General features: G+C 68.5%; 18 protein-coding genes. 12 read left to right on the plus strand and 6 right to left on the minus strand.

Going from position 1 to position 16,852, the window contains the following annotated elements; genetic code table 11:
* Positions 1-20: 20 nt before the first annotated feature.
* The 8 genes from AC0IYU_RS09690 to AC0IYU_RS09725 all read left to right on the plus strand — a co-directional run bounded on the left by AC0IYU_RS09690 (position 21) and on the right by AC0IYU_RS09725 (position 7,305).
* A complete protein-coding gene (locus AC0IYU_RS09690; protein WP_472115750.1) occupies positions 21-761 on the plus strand; it encodes a glutamine amidotransferase in 741 nt (246 codons plus the stop codon).
* A gap of 126 nt (positions 762-887) precedes the next feature.
* Positions 888-1,520 carry a CDP-alcohol phosphatidyltransferase family protein gene (locus AC0IYU_RS09695; RefSeq protein ID WP_472115753.1) on the plus strand — a complete coding sequence of 211 codons (633 nt, stop codon included), beginning with the start codon at positions 888-890 and terminating at the stop codon, positions 1,518-1,520.
* Between the two features lie 26 nt (positions 1,521-1,546).
* On the plus strand, positions 1,547-2,122 hold the full coding sequence (locus AC0IYU_RS09700; protein ID WP_472115755.1) for a glutathione S-transferase family protein: 576 nt from the start codon (positions 1,547-1,549) through the stop codon (positions 2,120-2,122).
* 95 nt (positions 2,123-2,217) lie between these two features.
* A complete protein-coding gene (locus tag AC0IYU_RS09705) occupies positions 2,218-4,623 on the plus strand; it encodes a penicillin acylase family protein (protein WP_472115758.1) in 2,406 nt (801 codons plus the stop codon).
* A 34-nt stretch (positions 4,624-4,657) separates the two neighbouring features.
* Positions 4,658-5,302: a histidine phosphatase family protein gene (locus tag AC0IYU_RS09710; RefSeq protein WP_472115761.1), complete on the plus strand. Its 645-nt coding sequence runs from the start codon at positions 4,658-4,660 to the stop codon at positions 5,300-5,302.
* A gap of 66 nt (positions 5,303-5,368) precedes the next feature.
* The gene (locus tag AC0IYU_RS09715) at positions 5,369-6,331 is read left to right on the plus strand and encodes a DnaJ C-terminal domain-containing protein (RefSeq protein ID WP_472115764.1); all 963 of its coding nucleotides are present in this window, start codon (positions 5,369-5,371) and stop codon (positions 6,329-6,331) included.
* A gap of 2 nt (positions 6,332-6,333) precedes the next feature.
* Positions 6,334-6,657: a chaperone modulator CbpM gene (locus AC0IYU_RS09720; RefSeq protein WP_472115767.1), complete on the plus strand. Its 324-nt coding sequence runs from the start codon at positions 6,334-6,336 to the stop codon at positions 6,655-6,657.
* Between the two features lie 135 nt (positions 6,658-6,792).
* Entirely contained in the window at positions 6,793-7,305 is a 513-nt protein-coding gene (locus AC0IYU_RS09725; protein ID WP_472115770.1) for a MerR family DNA-binding protein, read from the plus strand.
* On the opposite strand, the gene AC0IYU_RS09730 is transcribed toward AC0IYU_RS09725, so the two are convergent.
* Positions 7,289-9,031: a dipeptidase gene (locus AC0IYU_RS09730; protein ID WP_472115772.1), complete on the minus strand. Its 1,743-nt coding sequence runs from the start codon at positions 9,029-9,031 to the stop codon at positions 7,289-7,291. The genes AC0IYU_RS09725 and AC0IYU_RS09730 overlap by 17 nt on opposite strands.
* Before the next feature lie 59 nt (positions 9,032-9,090).
* Between AC0IYU_RS09730 and AC0IYU_RS09735 the strand changes: the two genes are divergently transcribed.
* Positions 9,091-9,669, plus strand: coding sequence for a DNA-3-methyladenine glycosylase I (locus AC0IYU_RS09735; RefSeq protein WP_472115776.1), 579 nt, complete (start codon positions 9,091-9,093; stop codon positions 9,667-9,669).
* A gap of 77 nt (positions 9,670-9,746) precedes the next feature.
* Here AC0IYU_RS09735 and AC0IYU_RS09740 read toward each other — a convergent pair whose 3' ends face one another.
* The 3 genes from AC0IYU_RS09740 to metE all read right to left on the minus strand — a co-directional run bounded on the left by AC0IYU_RS09740 (position 9,747) and on the right by metE (position 13,580).
* Entirely contained in the window at positions 9,747-10,094 is a 348-nt protein-coding gene (locus AC0IYU_RS09740; RefSeq protein ID WP_472115779.1) for an alpha/beta hydrolase, read from the minus strand.
* 208 nt (positions 10,095-10,302) lie between these two features.
* Positions 10,303-11,166 carry a hypothetical protein gene (locus AC0IYU_RS09745; protein ID WP_472115782.1) on the minus strand — a complete coding sequence of 288 codons (864 nt, stop codon included), beginning with the start codon at positions 11,164-11,166 and terminating at the stop codon, positions 10,303-10,305.
* A 59-nt stretch (positions 11,167-11,225) separates the two neighbouring features.
* Positions 11,226-13,580, minus strand: a complete 2,355-nt coding sequence (gene metE / locus AC0IYU_RS09750) for a 5-methyltetrahydropteroyltriglutamate--homocysteine S-methyltransferase (protein ID WP_472115784.1) — start codon at positions 13,578-13,580, stop codon at positions 11,226-11,228.
* 100 nt (positions 13,581-13,680) lie between these two features.
* On the opposite strand from metE, the gene AC0IYU_RS09755 reads away from it, so the two are divergent.
* Positions 13,681-14,607 (plus strand): LysR family transcriptional regulator, encoded by a 927-nt coding sequence (locus AC0IYU_RS09755; RefSeq protein ID WP_472115787.1) that lies wholly within the window; start codon positions 13,681-13,683, stop codon positions 14,605-14,607.
* 167 nt (positions 14,608-14,774) lie between these two features.
* On the plus strand, positions 14,775-14,996 hold the full coding sequence (locus AC0IYU_RS09760; protein WP_472115790.1) for a hypothetical protein: 222 nt from the start codon (positions 14,775-14,777) through the stop codon (positions 14,994-14,996).
* Here AC0IYU_RS09760 and AC0IYU_RS09765 read toward each other — a convergent pair.
* Entirely contained in the window at positions 14,936-15,607 is a 672-nt protein-coding gene (locus AC0IYU_RS09765; protein ID WP_472115792.1) for a DUF1345 domain-containing protein, read from the minus strand. The genes AC0IYU_RS09760 and AC0IYU_RS09765 overlap by 61 nt on opposite strands.
* A 177-nt stretch (positions 15,608-15,784) precedes the next feature.
* Between AC0IYU_RS09765 and AC0IYU_RS09770 the strand changes: the two genes are divergently transcribed.
* Complete coding sequence (locus AC0IYU_RS09770; RefSeq protein ID WP_472115795.1) at positions 15,785-15,943, plus strand: hypothetical protein; 159 nt, start codon at positions 15,785-15,787, stop codon at positions 15,941-15,943.
* 12 nt (positions 15,944-15,955) lie between these two features.
* Here the strand turns inward: AC0IYU_RS09770 and mmsB are convergent, their stop codons facing one another.
* Positions 15,956-16,852, minus strand: a complete 897-nt coding sequence (gene mmsB / locus AC0IYU_RS09775; protein WP_472115797.1) for a 3-hydroxyisobutyrate dehydrogenase — start codon at positions 16,850-16,852, stop codon at positions 15,956-15,958.

Consider the following 16,852-nt stretch of genomic DNA (forward strand, 5'->3'; position numbering starts at 1 on the left):
GCTGCGGCATGATCGCGAGCATGCAGAACACGCCCCCTCATCCGCTCGTCATCGTCAAGGTCGGAAGCACCTTCGAAGCCCTTCGCGCACAGCGCGGTGACTTCGAACACTGGATTGCCGACGGGCTCGGCACGCAGGCGCTGCCGATCGTGGTGGTCGACCCGCGCCGGGGCGACACCCTGCCCGATGCAGGCGCGGTGTCGGGCGTGGTGGTGACGGGCTCGCATGCGATGGTGTCGCACCGCGAACCCTGGAGCGAAACCACCGCCGCCTGGCTCGCGCAACTGGTGGCGCGCCACACGCCGGTGCTGGGCATCTGCTACGGCCACCAGCTGCTGGCGCACGCACTGGGCGGAGAGGCAGGCAACCACCCACAGGGCGCGGAGGTCGGCACCGTGGGCGTCACGCTCGACGACGCCGCCGCCACCGACGACCTGATGCGCGGCATGCCCGCGCAGTTTGCGGCGAACGTGGTGCACTGGCAAAGCGCGCTGCGGCTGCCCGAGGGCGCGGTGCGGCTCGCCGGCAACGACCACGAGCCGGTGCAGGCCTTTCGCGCGGGCGACAACGCCTGGGGACTTCAGTTCCATCCCGAGTTCGACGCCGACACCATGCGCGCCTACATCGACATGCTGGCCGAAGAGCTGCGCCGCGAGGGCGCGGACCCGTCCGCGCTGCGCGAGCGCGTGACGCCGACCGACGCGGCGGCCGGACTGCTCGGGCGGTTCGCGCGGATCGTCGAAGCGCACCAGGGCGTCTGACCGGGCCTGCAGCGGCGGGCCCGGCCGCCGCGGCTCGCCGGCTTTTCGTCGGACCGCGACTACAAAAGGCGCCCCGCGCTTGGGTTAAGGTGCGGTCCATTCACCGTTTCCGAGACCTCCCCCTTCATGACCACGCCTTCCCCCGTGCGCAAGCACTTCTCGATGATCCGGGAGTTCCACCTGGCCGATGTATTCACGCTCGGCAATGCCGCATGCGGGGTGGGCGGTGTGTTCCTGGCGATGGCCTACATGGCGAGCCAGTCGCTCACGCAGTTCCTGTGGGCGGCGGCACTGGCACCGGCGGCCTTCATCTTCGACGTGTTCGACGGACGCATCGCGCGCTGGCGCCAGACGCAGTCGGCGCTCGGGCGCGAGCTCGATTCGCTGGCCGACATCATCTCCTTCGGCGTGGCGCCCGCCGCTCTGGGCTTCGCGGCCGGCCTGAACGGCGGCTGGGACTGCGCCATCCTGGTTTACTTCGTGTGCTGCGGCGTGAGCCGGCTCGCGCGCTACAACGTGACGGCCGAGTCGCTGTCCGAAGGCGCGAACAAGGTGAAGTACTTCGAGGGCACACCCATTCCCACCAGCGTGGTGCTGGTCGGCGTGCTGGCGTACGCGGCCTGGCAGGGCCACATCGGCAGCGCGCTGTGGGGCGGCGCATGGGTCGTCGGGCCGTGGCAGTTGCATCCGCTCACGCTGATGTTCGCGTTGTCGGGCACGCTCATGATCAGCAAGACCTTGCGCATTCCCAAGTTCTGAGTTTTCACGACGAAGGAGACAGGCTCATGAAGCTGTATTTCGACCCGCACAGCCGCTCGCAGGTGGCCAAGTGGATGCTCGACGAGGCAGGCGTCGACTACGAGATCGTCACCACGCTCATCAAGGACCAGGCACACAAGAAGCCCGAGTTCCTGCAGATCAACCCTGCCGGGAAGCTGCCCGCGCTGGTCGACGGGCGCACGCGCGTCTTCGAGAACGCGGCCATCTGCATGTACGTGGCCGAGAAGTTTCCCCACACGCGGCTCGCACCGCCGGTGGGTTCGCCCGAGCGCGGGCGCTACCTGTCGCTGATGGTCTATTCGACGTCGCAGCTGGAGCCCGCGATGGGCGACAGCCTGATGAAGATCCGCAGCAACAACAGCGCGCGCGGCTGGACCGATTTCGAGCACGCCAAGGATGCGGTGGAGCGCGAACTCGGCGAAGGGCCGTACCTGTTCGGCGCGCGGTTCACCGCGGCGGACGTGATGATCGGCTCCATGTTCATCTGGCACCGCGCGTTCGGCGGGCGCTCGAACCGGCCGAAGATCGACGCCTACATCGACCGGCTGCAGGCCCGCCCGAAGGGCATGAAGTTCGGCTGAACAGCGCGCGGCGTGCCGCAACGGTGACAGACGCGGCGGCGGGCACGCCCTTTAATCGGCTTGCCGATTTTTTCAAATAACAACACGCCCGCACCATGACACCCAAGAAGACAAGCTCCTTTCCCCGGTTTTCTCTGACGGTTCTTGCCGTCGGCGCAGCCACCCTGCTGGCCGCCTGCGCCAGCGCGCCGCCGCCCGGCGGGCGCAACGTGACCATCGAGCGCACCACCTTCGGCATCGCGCACATCACGGCGCCCGACTACGAAGGCCTGGCCTACGGCAGCGCCTACGCGCACGCACAGGACAACGTCTGCCAGACCGCCGAGCACCTGCTCACGCTGCGCGGCGACCGTTCGCAGTTCCTGGGCGCGCAGAACACCGGCGAGCTGGGGCTGGGCCGCATGCCGAACGCGCAGATCGACCTGTTCATCCGCTACCACATGGACGACGCCGCGCTGGCACGCGCCGGCGCCACCACCGGCCCCGACGTGAAGGCCGCGCTGCGCGGCTACGTGGCGGGCTACAACCGCTACCTGCAGGACGCCGGCCAGAACGGTTTGCCGGCCGCTTGCCGCGGCAAGCCCTGGGTGCGGCCGATGACCATGGCGGACCTGTCGCGCGCCACGGAGCAATCGATGATCCAGGGCGGCCTGGGCGCGCTGGCCGGCGCCGTGCTGGCCGCCGTGCCGCCAGCACCGGGCGCCAGGACCAGCGCTGCGCCCGTCGACCTGAAGGAAGCCGTGGCCGAAATCGGCCGCCACAGCTTCAACGCCAACCCCGAGGGCGGCGAGATGGGCTCCAACGGCTGGGCCTTCGGGCGCAACGCCACGCCGGACGGCAAGGGCCTGCTGCTGGGCAACCCGCACTTCCCGTGGAACGGCACCAACCGCTTCTGGCAGATGCACCTGACCATTCCCGGCCAGCTCGACGTGATGGGCGCCACCGGCGGCCTGAGCCCGGTGGTGTCCATCGGCTTCAACAAGGACGTGGCCTGGACGCACACGGTGTCCACCGGCAAGCGCTTCACGCTGTACGAGCTCAAGCTCGACCCCGCCGACCCAACCGTGTACTGGGTCGACGGCCAGCCGAAAAAGATGGTCGCGCGCACCGTGGTGCTGCCCGACGCCGCCACCGGCGGCAGCGGCGCGCCCGCGCAGCACACCTTCTACGCGACCGACTGGGGCCCGGTCATCTCGCTGCCGCGCGCCGGCCTGGGCTGGACCGCGCAGAAGGCCTACGCCATCCGCGACGCCAACACGCTCAACGTGCGATCGGCCGAGAGCTGGATGAAGATGGCCCTGGCCCGCAATGTGGGCGAACTGCGCGCCGCCATGGGCAACCAGGGCATGCCGTGGATCAACACCATCGCTGCCGACCGCGACGGCAACGCCATGTACGCCGACCTGTCGGTGGTGCCCGACGTGTCGGCCGACATGCTGCGCGCCTGCGCGCCCTCGCCCGCCGCCGCGGCGCTGCTCAACGCGGCCGGCCTGCCGGTGCTCGACGGCTCGCGCAGTGCCTGCGCCTGGAACCGCGACGCCACGGCCGCCGCGCCCGGCATCATCGCGCCGGCGCGCATGCCGGTGCTGGTAACGCCCGACTACGTGCAGAACAGCAACGACAGCTTCTGGCTCTCCAACCCGAGCGTGGCGCCGATGGCGGGGGTTTCTCCGCTGGTCGGCCCCATCGGCGTGCCGCAGCGGCTGCGCACGCGCAGCGCCATCATGGAAATCGAAGGCCGCCTTGCCGGCAGCGACGGCCTGGCGGGCAACCGCATGGGCGCGACCGAACTGCGCAGCGTGATCTTCCGCGACAGGAACCTGGCCGGCATGCTGGTGATGGACGACCTGCGGGCCGCCTGTGCCAGCGCGGGCACCTCGCTCAGCGTCGAGCAGGCGCAGGGCTGCCGCGTGCTGACGGCGTGGGACCGCACCAGCAACGCCGATTCGAAGGGCGCCGCGCTGTTCCGCGAGTTCTGGCGCAAGGCCAAGGACGTTCCCAAGGTGTGGCGCCAGCCCTTCGACCCCGCACAACCCGTGACCACGCCGGCCGGGCTGGACATGGCCACGCCCGCCACGCGCGAGGCCGTCTTCAAGGCGGTCGGCGACGCGGTGACCACGCTGCGCACCGCCGGCTTCGCGGCCGACGTGGCGCTGGGCGTGCCGCAGTCGCGCCTGGTGCGCGGCCAGCAGATCGCGCTGCACGGCGGCGACGAGTTCGAGGGCGTGCTCAACAAGCTGGAGTCGCAGGGGCAGTCGCTCATCGATCCGAAGGGCTACAACGTCAACTACGGCAGCAGCTACATCCAGGTCGTGACCTTCGACGCGAGCGGCCCGGTGGCCCAAGGTCTGCTCACCTACGGCCAGAGCAGCGACCCGGCTTCGCCGCGCGCCTACGACCAGTTGCCGCTGTTCGCGGCCAAGCAGTGGCATCCGCTGCCGTTCCACCCGGCCGACGTGCAGGCGCAGCGCGAAGGCAAGCCGCTGCAGCTGGCCTACTGAGCCGGTACTGAGCGGGCCTATTGATTCGGAATCCATGTCCACACAGAACCCTTCCTCCCACACCGCCGCAGGCGGGCTCGACCAGCTGGTGCGCCTTGCGCAGGCGCAGCCGCTCGCGCCGGCCTGCGACCACTTCTACTTTCTGCGCCACGGCCAGACCGGGCGCAACGCGCTGCGCGTGTTCCAGGCGCCCGACGAGCCGCTGAGCGAACTGGGCCTGCAGCAGGCCGCGCGCGCCGCCGAGCTGCTGGCGGGCGAGCCGATCCGCACCATCGTGTGCAGCGACGCGCGGCGCGCCTTCGACACCGCGCACACCGTGGCCGCCGCGCTGCGCCTCACCCCCACGGCGCATGAAACGCTGCGCGAGCGCAACTTCGGCGCGCTGATCGGCACGTCGTCGGCGAACATCGACTGGGCCTGCGAGCCCGAGGGCGGGGAAACGCTGGCGCAGTTCGTCAGCCGCAAGCGCGCCGCGCTCGACGCGGCGCTGCAGCAACCCGCGCCGGTGCTGGTGGTGGCGCACGGCGGCACGCTGTATGTGCTGGCCGCGCTGCTGGGAGTGCCGGTCGATTTCACGGTGCTTGGCAACGCGCAGCCATTGCGTTTCCAGCGCACCGGCCCCACATGGGCGGTTACGCCGCTGCTGCGGCATGCAGACGGCGAGGCCTCCCTGGCGTAAAACTGCCCCCAAGCCCACAGCGCCCGGAACCCGCCAAGCCGTCCACCCAACGAACAGCCACACACCATGGATTTCAAGGACTACTACAGCGCTCTGGGCATCGAACGCACCGCGTCCGACGACGAGGTGCGCAAGGCCTACCGCAAGCTCGCGCGCAAATACCACCCCGACGTCAGCAAGGAGCCCGACGCCGAGAAGCGCATGCGCGACATCAACGAGGCGAAGGACGTGCTGGGCGACAAGGAAAAGCGCGCCGCCTACGACGCCCTGGCCGACCGCGTGGCGCGCGGCGGCAGCCCCGAAGGCGGTTTCCAGCCCCCGCCCGGCTGGGACGAAGGCTACGAATTTCACCGCGGCCCGCGCCAGGGCCCGGCCGACCATGCGGACTTCAGCGAGTTCTTCGCCTCGATGTTCGGCGACGCCGAGCGCCGCGGCGCCGCGCGGCAGAACTTTCGCGCGCGCGGCGAAGACCACCACGCGGCCATCGAGATCTCGCTGGAAGACGCGCTCAACGGCGCCGAGCGCGAGATCACGCTGCGCGCGCAGACCGTCGACGCGCAGGGCCATCCGAAACTGGAGAACCGCACGCTCAGCGTGAAGATCCCGCCGGGCATGCACCCGGGCCAGTTCATCCGGCTCGCGGGGCAAGGCATGCCCGGCCACGGCGGCGAAGCCGCGGGCGACCTGTACCTCGAGGTGCGCATCGCGCCGCACAAGCTGTACCGCGTGGAAGAACGCGACCTGTACATGACGCTGCCCGTCACGCCCGCCGAGGCGGCGCTGGGCGCGCAGGTGGAGGTGCCCACACCCACCGGCGGCGTGGTCGAGGTGACCGTGCCGCGCAACGCGCGCAGCGGCCTCAAGCTGCGCCTGAAGGGCCGCGGGCTCGCGGGCAAGACGCCCGGCGACCTGTACCTGCTTCTGGACATTGCGCTGCCGCCCGCCGACAGCGAAGACGCGCGCCAGGCCTATGAGCAGTTGGCCAAGGCCACGGCATCGTTCAACCCACGCCAGCATCTGGGAGCCTGAGCATGGTGAATTTCACCCTCACAACCGCCACCGCCATCAGCGCCTCGCAACCGCTGGCGGCCGCCGAACTGGCGCACGCCGTGGGCGCGGACACCGCCTGGGTCGTGCAGCTGGTCGAGGTCGGCATCCTGCACATCGAGACGACCGAGGCCCAGACCCCGCCCGAGCGCTGGCAGTTCTCCAGCGCCGACCTGCAGCATGCGCTGGAAGCGCGCCGGCTGGAGCGCGATTTCGGCGTGGGGCTCGATGCGGCCGCGCTGATTCTCGATCTGCAGCACGAGGTGCGGCGGCTGAAGGCCACGCTGCAGGCACGCGGCCTGCGGTAGGCCGACCGAGGTTCGTCCCAGTCCTCCTTCGTCGCCCTCGCATTTCCCTCCAGCCGCCAAGGGAAAGCGGGCCAGCCGCTTGACCTTGACACCGTGCGAGGCCGAACACTCCGAAGCTCTTCAACAGGAGGTCGGATGAACCCTTGCACCCATGCACCACAGCGGCGTTCGGAATTGCCCGAACCGGCAACCGTGCCACGTACCCCGGCACGTCGCCTGGGGATCGGCATCGACGAGCTCATGGCGCGCGCGGGCGTCTCGCAAAGGCTGGTTCGCCAATGCGAGGCGCGCGGCCTGATTGCGACGGACGAGCGGGCCGGTGCCGCCGGGCCCCGCTACACGCTCGAGGACATCTGCGTGCTGCGCTTTGTTCGAAGAGCGCACGCCCTGGGCTTCGGGATGGACGAAGTCGCCCGCCTGCTCGCCCTTTGGCAGGATGCGCATCGCGCGAGCTGCGACGTGAAGCGCATTGCCGTGAGCCGGACCGAGGACCTCGAATTGCAGATCGAGGCGCTTCAGACGAAGAAACGGCTGCTGGAGCGCCTGGCGGACCTGTGCCTGGGCGACCACCAACCCGCGTGCCCCATCCTGGACGAGTTGCTGGCGCTGAAGGGATTTGCCTGCGGGCCGCTCAGTCCATCTGCTTGAGGTTGCCAATGCGCACCAGCATCTCGGTGAACATCTGCATGTCGGCATCGAGGTCGGGCACTTCCTTGTATTCCTTGGCGTTGTGCGCCGTGTACTTCTTGCCAGGCATCGCGGGCCCGAAGTTGATGGCGTTGGGCATCAACTTGGCCGTGGTGCTGCCGGCCGTGGGCACGGGTTTGGCTTCCAGTCCGGTGGTGTCGCCGTAGATGTTCAACAGCGTCGAAAGCCACGCGCCCCGGGGGTCGCGCGCCATCCAGTTGCCCTGGTCGTAGGCCACTTCGAGCTTCACGCCGTTCGTGCTCGCCCACGCGTCGATCTTCGCGCTGACCTGCGCCTTCAGCTCCTCGGGCGTGCGGCCGCGCGGCATGCGCACGTTGACCGTCACTTCAAGTTTGCCGTCGCTGCCCGTGCGAACGAGATTGGGCGAGAAGGTCAGCGGGCCCATGAAGTCGTCGGCGTAGCCCAGCCCCATCTTCTCGCCGAGGTAGCCGGTGCCATAGAGCGCGTCGATGTACTTCGCGGCCTTCAGGTAGTGGTTGGCGGCCAGCGGCACGCCCGACTCCTGCAGGAACAACGCGAGGCGGGGAAGCGGGTTCACGCCTTCTTCGGGGCGCGAGCCATGCGCCGAGACGCCGGTGACCTTGATTTCGATGGCGTCGGCGCCGCGCGCAATGTCGATGGCGAACTTGCCGCCCTGACCTTCGTACGTCTGCAAGAAGGTGGACTTGGCGGCTTCGAGCTTCGCCGCCGCCGCGGCGAGGTCGCCGCCCTTGAGCGTGGCGGTGGCCGTCTGCGAAATGGCGTTGGCCGATGCCGCGCCGGTCATGGCCGTGATGGCCGTCGATGCGCCGTCTGCCTGCTCCGCCGGGAACAGCACCTTCAGCGCGCCCGAGCCCTTCTCGGCCACCACCGCCGGATACTTGCTGTCGAGCACGATGTTGTAGGCCGGCAGCTGGGTCCTGGTGCGGTAGTACTGCATGGCGTCGCCGCCGGTTTCCTCGGTGGTCTCGATCATCAGCCGCACGCTGCGCTCGATCGGCAGGCCGCTGTCTTTCACGGCCTTCATGGCGTAGAGCACGGCGGCGATGGAGCCCTTGTCGTCGATGGTGCCCCGGCCGTACAGGAAGTCGCCCACACGGGTCATCTTGAAGGGGTCGAGCCGGGTGCCGTCGTCGAGCACCCATTCGGACAGCACCGCGGGTACCACGTCGGCGTGCGTGAGGATGCCGAATTCTTCGCTCCCCATGCCCTTCAGGCTGACTTCGAAGATGCGGTTGTCGACGTTGCGGTACGACAGGCCGAAGTCGCCCGCCATCTTTTCGACCAGCTTGCCGAACTCGGCGATCTGCGCGCTTTCGTGCGGCGGCACCTGCACGTTGCGCACCGTCGGAATGGCCACCATGGTGCCGATGCTCGCGATCACGGCCTGCTGGTTCTGCAGGCGGTTGTACAAACCGAGCAGGCGCGCGATGTTGACGAGGTCGTCTCCTGCGAGCGGTTTCTTCGCCCGGTACGCGGCCACGCCGGGTTGCAGCGCGGGATGGGCCTTGGCGGCCTGAGCGAGAAAGGCGTTGAAATTCGCGGGCCGCCTGCCGCCTTGCCATGCGGCGGCAAGCTGGTCGAGTTGGGGCTTTCTGAGCGCGTCGGCGTGCACGGGCGCACCAAGGCCGAGCACGGCCACGAGACCCATCGACAGGGTCCACAATGGAAATTGAAAATGCGGCATGTAGCTGACTCCCTCAATGCTGAACACCACCCGACGATAGCCGAGCAACGAACCGAACAATGAGCAACAGCACCGACAAGATCCGCTGCGCCTGGGCCCAGACCGACCCGCTGCTGGCGGCCTACCACGACGCCGAATGGGGCGTGCCCGAGCACGACAGCCGCGCACTGTGGGAAAAGCTCATGCTCGACGGCTTCCAGGCCGGGCTGTCGTGGCTCACCATCCTGCGCAAGCGGGACGCCTTCCGCAAGGCGTTCAAGGGCTTCGTGCCGGAGAAGATCGTCAAGTTCACCGAGGCCGATGTCGACCGGCTGATGCAGGACGCGGGCATCGTGCGCTCGCGCGCGAAGATCGAGGCCACCATCGGCAATGCGCGCGCCTACCTCGCCATGGAGGCAGCGGGCGAAGACTTTTCTGCGTTCGTGTGGGGCATGGCGGGCGGCAAACCCATCGTCAACCGCACCGGCAGCGTGCCGACGAAAACGCCTCTGTCGGAAGAGATGTCGGCGGCGCTGAAGAAGCGCGGCTTCAAGTTCGTGGGGCCGGTCATCGTCTATGCGTGGCTGCAGGCCACGGGCGTCGTGGACGACCATGCGCCCGACTGCCACCGGCACGGGACCCGACGCACGGCCCCATGAAAAAACCGGACGCTGCTTTCGCAGGGTCCGGTCTGGGGCGCGTGGCTTGAATCGAAGCGGCTTGCGCCGCCTTCCGATTACAGGCCGGCTTGGCGCGTGAAGGTGCGGGCCTGGGCTTGAGCAGGCACCACGCTGCCGGCGAACGATTCGCGACGCAGGTTCTGGCCAGGAGCGTGGGCAGCGGCCACGGCTTCGGTGCGGATGGTGGCACGGTCGGCCGAAGCGGTCAGGGCGGGAGCCACGGTCGACGACACGCCGTCGCCGTACACGTTGCCGGCACGAGCGGCAGCAACGGCTTGCGGTGCCACGTCGGCACGGCTGTAGCCGGAGGTGATGGCTTGCACGCCTTCGTAGGTTTCTGCGTGTGCGCCAGCGGCGGCGAGCAGGGACAGGGCAGCGGCGGCGACGATCTTCGAGGTCTTCATATCAATTCCTTATTAACTTGGCTTTTGTGTTGCCCAAGTGTGCACGACGATTCCTAGGGAAAACCCTATTCAATCGAATCGCAGTGTTCACGAAATTGAAACAATGAAGAGGAACTTTCTGACGACGCTAACCCAACTGTCCTTTCGGTATGTCAAACGGTCATGATGCTCCGACCATGCAAGCATTTTTCATGCCATTGAGCGCTACTCAGGACCGCGGCCAGGCGCGCACCAGCGTGCGCAGCGCGACGCCTCCGCTGCCCTTGACCTCGGCGCGGTAGGTGCCCACCAGCGCCTCGCGCTCCGCCGCCGCCTGCGGGTCGTTGCGCCACGCCAGCAGGGCGGCCACGTCGGCATCGGGCAAGGCCGCCAACAGCGCCTGCGTGATCTGCTTTTCGAACTCGCGCGCCACGGTCATCAGGTTGCGCGGTCGCGTGGAGGTGACGCCACGCGACCACAACGTGTCCAGCGCCATGTCGAGCGTGCTGTCGGGCAGGCCGCTGAGTTGGCCGCCGTTGCCGCGCGCCAGTTGCTTGACCACCGCGCTCATCAGCAACTGGCTGGAGAAGTCGATCTCGCGCACTTCGCCCACCGCCATGCGCTCGAGCAGCTCGGTGCGGGCCGGGTCGGCGGGGCGCGCGCGTTCGCGGTTGAAGAACTCGGCCTTGCCGGCTTCGCTCATGGCGGCGTAGTCGGTGCGCAGCTTCGCCAAGCGGGCCACGGCAGCCCGCACTTCAGGGCTGGGGGCGGCGGCGCCCTTGCCTGCGGCATCCACTTCCTGCTGGATGGCTGCCACCGACGCCTTGGCATTGAATGCGCGCGAGGCGGCCGCGTCCAGCGCCTTGAGCGCCTTGCCGGCAATGGCCGCGTCGTCGGGGTCCAGCAGTTCCTTCGCGCCGCGCGCGACGGCGCCGGGCGCATACGACGCCTGGTAGCGCGCCGGCACGCCTTCGAACTGCAGCAGCGCCTCGGCACGGCTTTGCGCCCAGCCCACCAAGGGGGCCAGGAACAAAAGGACAAACAGGGAGCAACGAGGCGCGAAGAGCGAAGAAAGGCGGTTCAGTGCAATCATGGCGCCATTATTGGCGCGCATGCATCGGCAGTGGAATTGGCCCCGAGGCCCTCGGGCCGTCAGGCCCCCGCGAGTTCCTTGCGCAGCAGCTTCGCTGCCGCAACCATGTTCGACAGCGCCGCCTCGGTCTCGGGCCAGCCTCGGGTCTTCAGGCCGCAGTCGGGGTTGATCCACAGGTTCTGGTGGGGCACCACGGCCGCGGCCTTGCGCATGAGGCGCACGATCTCGTCGACCGACGGCACGCGCGGCGAATGGATGTCGTACACGCCCGGGCCGATCTCGTTCGGATAGCGGAAGCCCCCCGCGTTGTTCTGGCCGCCCGATCCGCCGAACGCGCGCAGCAGCTCCATGTCGGAGCGGCTGGTCTCGATGGTGATCACGTCGGCGTCCATCGCCGCGATCTCCGGCAGGATGTCGTTGAACTCTGAGTAGCACATGTGCGTGTGGATCTGCGTCTCGTCGCGCACGCCCGAGGCGCTGATGCGGAAGGCGCGCGTGGCCGACTTCAGGTAGGCGGGCCAACCGGCGCGGCGCAGCGGCAGGCCCTCGCGGATGGCGGGCTCGTCGATCTGGACGATGCCGATGCCCGCGCCTTCGAGGTCGACCACCTCGTCGCGAATGGCCCAGGCGATCTGCTCGCAGGTGGTGGCGCGCGGCTGGTCGTCGCGCACGAAGGACCATTGCAGGATGGTCACAGGGCCGGTCAGCATGCCCTTCATCGGCAGCTTCGTGAGGCTTTGCGCATACGCGGTCCACTCGACCGTCATGGCGGCGGGGCGCGCCACGTCGCCGAAGATCACCGGCGGCTTCACGCAGCGCGAACCGTACGACTGGACCCAGCCGTTGGCGGTGAAGGCGAAGCCGGCCAGCTGTTCGCCGAAGTACTCGACCATGTCGTTGCGCTCGGCCTCGCCGTGCACCAGCACGTCGATGCCCAGTTCTTCCTGCTTGCGAACCGCCAGCGCGATTTCGGCGCGCATCTTCTCGCGGTAGCCGGCGGCGTCGAGCTCGCCGCGCTTGAAGGCAGCGCGCGCGGCGCGGATGTCCGCCGTCTGCGGGAACGAGCCGATGGTGGTGGTCGGCAGTGCGGGCAAAGCGAAGCGCGTGCGCTGCACCGATTGGCGTTGCGTGAAGACCGACGTGCGGGCGTCGTCGCCCACCACGCTGCGCGCCAGGCGCAGTGCCACGTCGGCGCGGTGCACGCGCAGGCTGCTGCGGCGAGCGGCGACCGCAGCGCGGGCGGCCCTGAGTTCTTCGGCGACGGCGGCTTCGCCGCCATCGAGCACGGCGCGCAGCACCCGCAGCTCGCCGAGCTTCTCGACGGCGAAGGCGAGCCACGATTTCAGCTCGGCGTCGAGCTTCGCCTCGGCCGCAAGGCTGAACGGCACATGCAGCAACGAGCACGACGGCGCGATCCACAGCTCGCCCTTGTGCTTTTCAGCAACCGGCTTCAGCTTGGCCAGCGCGGCGTCGACGTCGGTGCGCCAGATGTTGCGCCCGTCGACCACGCCGACCGACAGCACCTTGTGCGCCGGCAGCCAGTCGGCCACGCCCGTCAGCTCCTGCGGCGAACGCACGGCGTCCACGTGCAGGCCGGCCACCGGCAACTGGCAGGCCAGGCGCAGGTTGTCCGACAGCGGCGAGAAATAGGTGGCCAGCAGCAGCTTGGGCGCGCTGCGGGCGAGCTGCCAGTAGGCGCGCTCGAAGGCGTTGCGCCAGGCCTCGGGCAGGTCGAGGCCGAGGATGGGCTCGTCGATCTGCACCCACGCCACGCCCTGCTGCTTCAGGCGCGCGAGCACCTGCTCGTACACGGGCAGCAGCTGGTCGAGCAGCGAGAAGCGGTCGAAGCCGGCTTCCTTCTCCTTGCCCAGGTACAGGAAACTCAGCGGCCCCAGCAGCACGGCCTTGACCGCATGGCCGGCCTGCTGCGCCTGCGCCACTTCGTCGAACAGGCGCGTCGATGCGAGCTTGAACTGCGTGGCCGCGTTGAACTCGGGCACCAGGTAGTGGTAGTTGGTATCGAACCACTTGGTCATCTCCAGCGCGAAGGTGCCTTCGTTGCCGTGACTGCAGCTTTCGTCATGCACGTGGCCCACTTCGTCCTCCACGCCGCGCGCCATCTTGAAGTAGCGCGACAGCTCGGGCTCGTCGCCGCGGAAGTCGAAGCGCGCGGGCTCGCAGCCCAGCAGCTGGACGTGGTTGGCCACATGGTCGTAGTACGCAAAATCGCCGACCGTCACGAAGTCGAGCCCGGCGTCGCGCTGGGCCTGCCAGTGGCGCGCGCGCAGTTGCTCGCCGACGGCTTCGAGCGCGGCGCGGTCGATCTCGCCGCGCCAGTGCTGCTCCAGGGCGAACTTCAGTTCGCGTTGGGCGCCCATGCGCGGAAAGCCGAGGGTGTGGATACGGGTCGTCATTGCAGGTGGTCCGGTCGCTGATCTTGGGAATCCACGATCGTCTGCGTTTACGGAATATGATTCAAACGAAACCTTTTGCCCGTTCGCTTGAATCATTTTCATGTTGCAGTCCGTCCTTGAAATACGTCATCTGCGCACGCTGATCGCGCTGCGCGACACCGGCAGCCTGGTGCGAGCGGCGCAGCTGCTCAACCTCACGCAGTCGGCGCTGTCGCATCAGATCAAGCTGCTCGAAGACCGCTATGGCGCCCAGCTGTTCGAGCGCAAGTCGGTGCCGCCGCAGTTCAGCACCACCGGCCTGCGGCTGCTGCAGCTGGCCGACACCGCACTGCCGCTGATCGAGGAAGCCGAGCGCGATGTGGCGCGCTTGGCGCTGGGGCGCAGCGGGCAGTTGCGCATCGTGGTCGAGTGCCACACCTGCTTCGACTGGCTGATGCCGGCCATGGATGCGTTCCGCCAGCGCTGGCCCGAGATCGAACTCGACATCGTCTCGGGCTTCCACCCCGACCCCATTGCGCTGGTAATGCAGAACCGCGCCGAAGTGGCCATCGTGTCGGAAGAAGACCCCGACGAAACGGTGGACTACCACGCGCTGTTCCGCTTCGAGATCATGGCGCTGCTGGCCAACGACCACCCGCTCACGGCCCGCGCGCACCTTACGGCGCGGCACTTCGCCGACCAGACGCTGATCACCTACCCCGTGCCCGACGAGATGCTCGACATCGTGCGTCAAGTGCTCGCGCCCGCCGGCGTGAAGCCCGCGCACCGGCGCACCACGGAACTCACGGTGGCGATGCTGCAACTGGTGGCCAGCGGGCGCGGCGTGGCGACGCTGCCGCTGTGGGCGGTGCAGAACTACCTGGACCGCGGCTATGTCACGGCGCGGCGCGTGGGCGCCAGGGGGCTGACGGGACGGCTGTACATGGCATGCACGCAGGGCACGTCGGGGCAGCCGTGGCTGGCGGACTTCGTGCGGATCACGCGGGAGAGTTGCTTCAAGAGCCTGCCGGGGATCGAGCTGCTGTAGAGGTTGGTTTCTCGGTCTTGGTCTTGGTCTTGGTCCTGGCTCCTTCCCCCTCTGGGGGAAGGCCGGGATGGGGGCGCGCCTCGAACAAGCGCCATGCTTCATTCCACGCCGTCGAGCCCCCACCCTGGCCCTCCCCCAGATGGGGAGGGAAAACTTCCTGGAACCGCGTGCCCACCGACAACCGCACCATGTTCTGCGCGGCGGATGAACTGCCCGTCGACCGTGAGCTTGAACGGCAGCTCGGCCAGGTCGTCGTCCGCCCAGGCAGCGGGCGCAAGGCACAGCAGTGCGACGGCGGCGAATCGGTGGCGCGCGCGTGCCATGGCGCTCAGAACAGGCTCGCGCCGATGTTGATGAGCAAGGCCAGCACCGTCGTGTTGAACAGGTAAGCCAGGATGCAATGCACCGAGCCGATGCGCCGCATGGGCTTGGAAACGAAAGCCACGTCGGCCGTCTGCCCCGACGTGCCGATCACCGCCGAGAAGTAGAAGAAGTCGCCGTAGGTCGGCGCGTCGTCGTCCGGAAACTGGATGCCGGGCTTGCGCCCCTGGCTCGTGACGGCGTAGTAGTCGTGCGCATAGTGCAGCGTGAACATCACCTGCGTGAAGGCCCACGACGACACCACGGTGAGCCCGGCCAGCGCGACGTGCGCTATTTTCTCCAGGCCGTGCATGTCCTTCACTACCGCGAGTTCGCCGCCGATCGCCGCCAGGCTCGCAATGGCCGACACCACCACCAGCACGAGGATGACGGTCTGCCCCTCGTCCTGCAACTTTGCGCGCACGCGCATGAGCTGCTGCGTCGAACGGGTCATCATCACCGCGGCCAGCAGCACGTACAGGCAGGCGCCGGTGTTCCAGGCGATCAGCAGGCGCGTGACTAGGTGCGCTTCGTTGGCAGACGGCAGCAGCACACCCACCGCGATGGCGATGGCCGCGGCAATGAACAGGCGCGGGCGCACGACCATCTGGCGCAGGAGTCGGTGTCTTGGAAGTTTCATGAAGGCTTGGGGGTCCTGGGAGCGACACGCCGGCGTTGCGGCGGCAGGAAGGCCTGCCCTTCGACTGTCGGCGAAGCTGTCTTGCGGCGACCTGACGAAGAGGGCTTTTTACGGGCCGCTTCGAGCATCCCTCACGAAAGCCCCCGTCGCCAGCGCTGGCGGGGGGTACAGTCGGGAATGACTCCAACACCGCCCGCCGTCTCCAGCCCGCCCCCCGCGGCTGCGCCCGAAGCCATCACCGAGACCCAGGCGTTCACCCGTGCCTGGGTCCTGTTCTTCGTGCTGTTCGTCGTGGTGATCGGCATCCTGTGGGGCCTGAAGGCCCACTTCGGCTGATCGAGCGCAGCTTCAGGAAGGCTTCTGCACCAGCTTCAGCACGCTCGAGAAATCGAGTGCGCCATGGCCCGCGAGGCTGTGGGCCGCATACAGGCTGCGCGCCAGCCCGCCCAGGGGCGTCGCCGCGCGCACGGCGGTGGCGTTCTCTTGCGCCAGCCCCAGGTCCTTGAGCATCAGATCGGTGCCGAAGCCGCCCGCGTAGTTCTTGGACGCCGGCGACGTTTCCATCACGCCCGGCATCGGGTTGTACTTTTCCAGCGCCCAGTTGCCGCCCGAGCTGCGGCGCATGATCTCGCTGAGCACTTTGGGGTCGAGTCCGTTGGCCACGCCCAGCGCCAGTGCCTCCGACGTGCCGATCATCAGGATGCCGAGCAGCATGTTGTTGCAGATCTTCGCCGTCTGGCCCGCACCGGCCGCGCCGGCGTGGAAGATGTTGGCGCCCATCTTCTCGAGCACCGGGCGTGCGCGCTCCAGGTCTTTGGGGTCACCGCCGACCATGAAGGTCAGCGTGCCCGCAATCGCGCCGCCGGTGCCGCCCGACACGGGCGCATCGATCATCGCCACGCCCTTGGCGGCGGCCGCTTCGGCCACCTTGCGTGACGTGGCCGCGGCGATGGTGCTGCTGTCGATCACCAGCGTGCCGGCCTGGATGCTGTCGAGCAGGCCGGGCTTGCCCGCGCCGCCGAGGAACAGGCCCTCGACGTGCGCGCTGGCCGGCAGCATGCTGACGACCACCTCGGCGTCGGCCACCGTCTCGGCGGCCGACTTGGCAATGGGCAGCCCTGCGGCAGCGAACTTCTTGCAGGCCTCCGCCGAGAGGTCGAAAGCGCTGAGCGTGTGGCCGGCCTTGAGCAGGTTCAGGGCCATCGGGCCGCCCATGTTGCCCAGGCCGATGAATGCGATCTTCAT

The sequence above is a fragment of the Variovorax sp. AC103 genome (assembly GCF_979254005.1).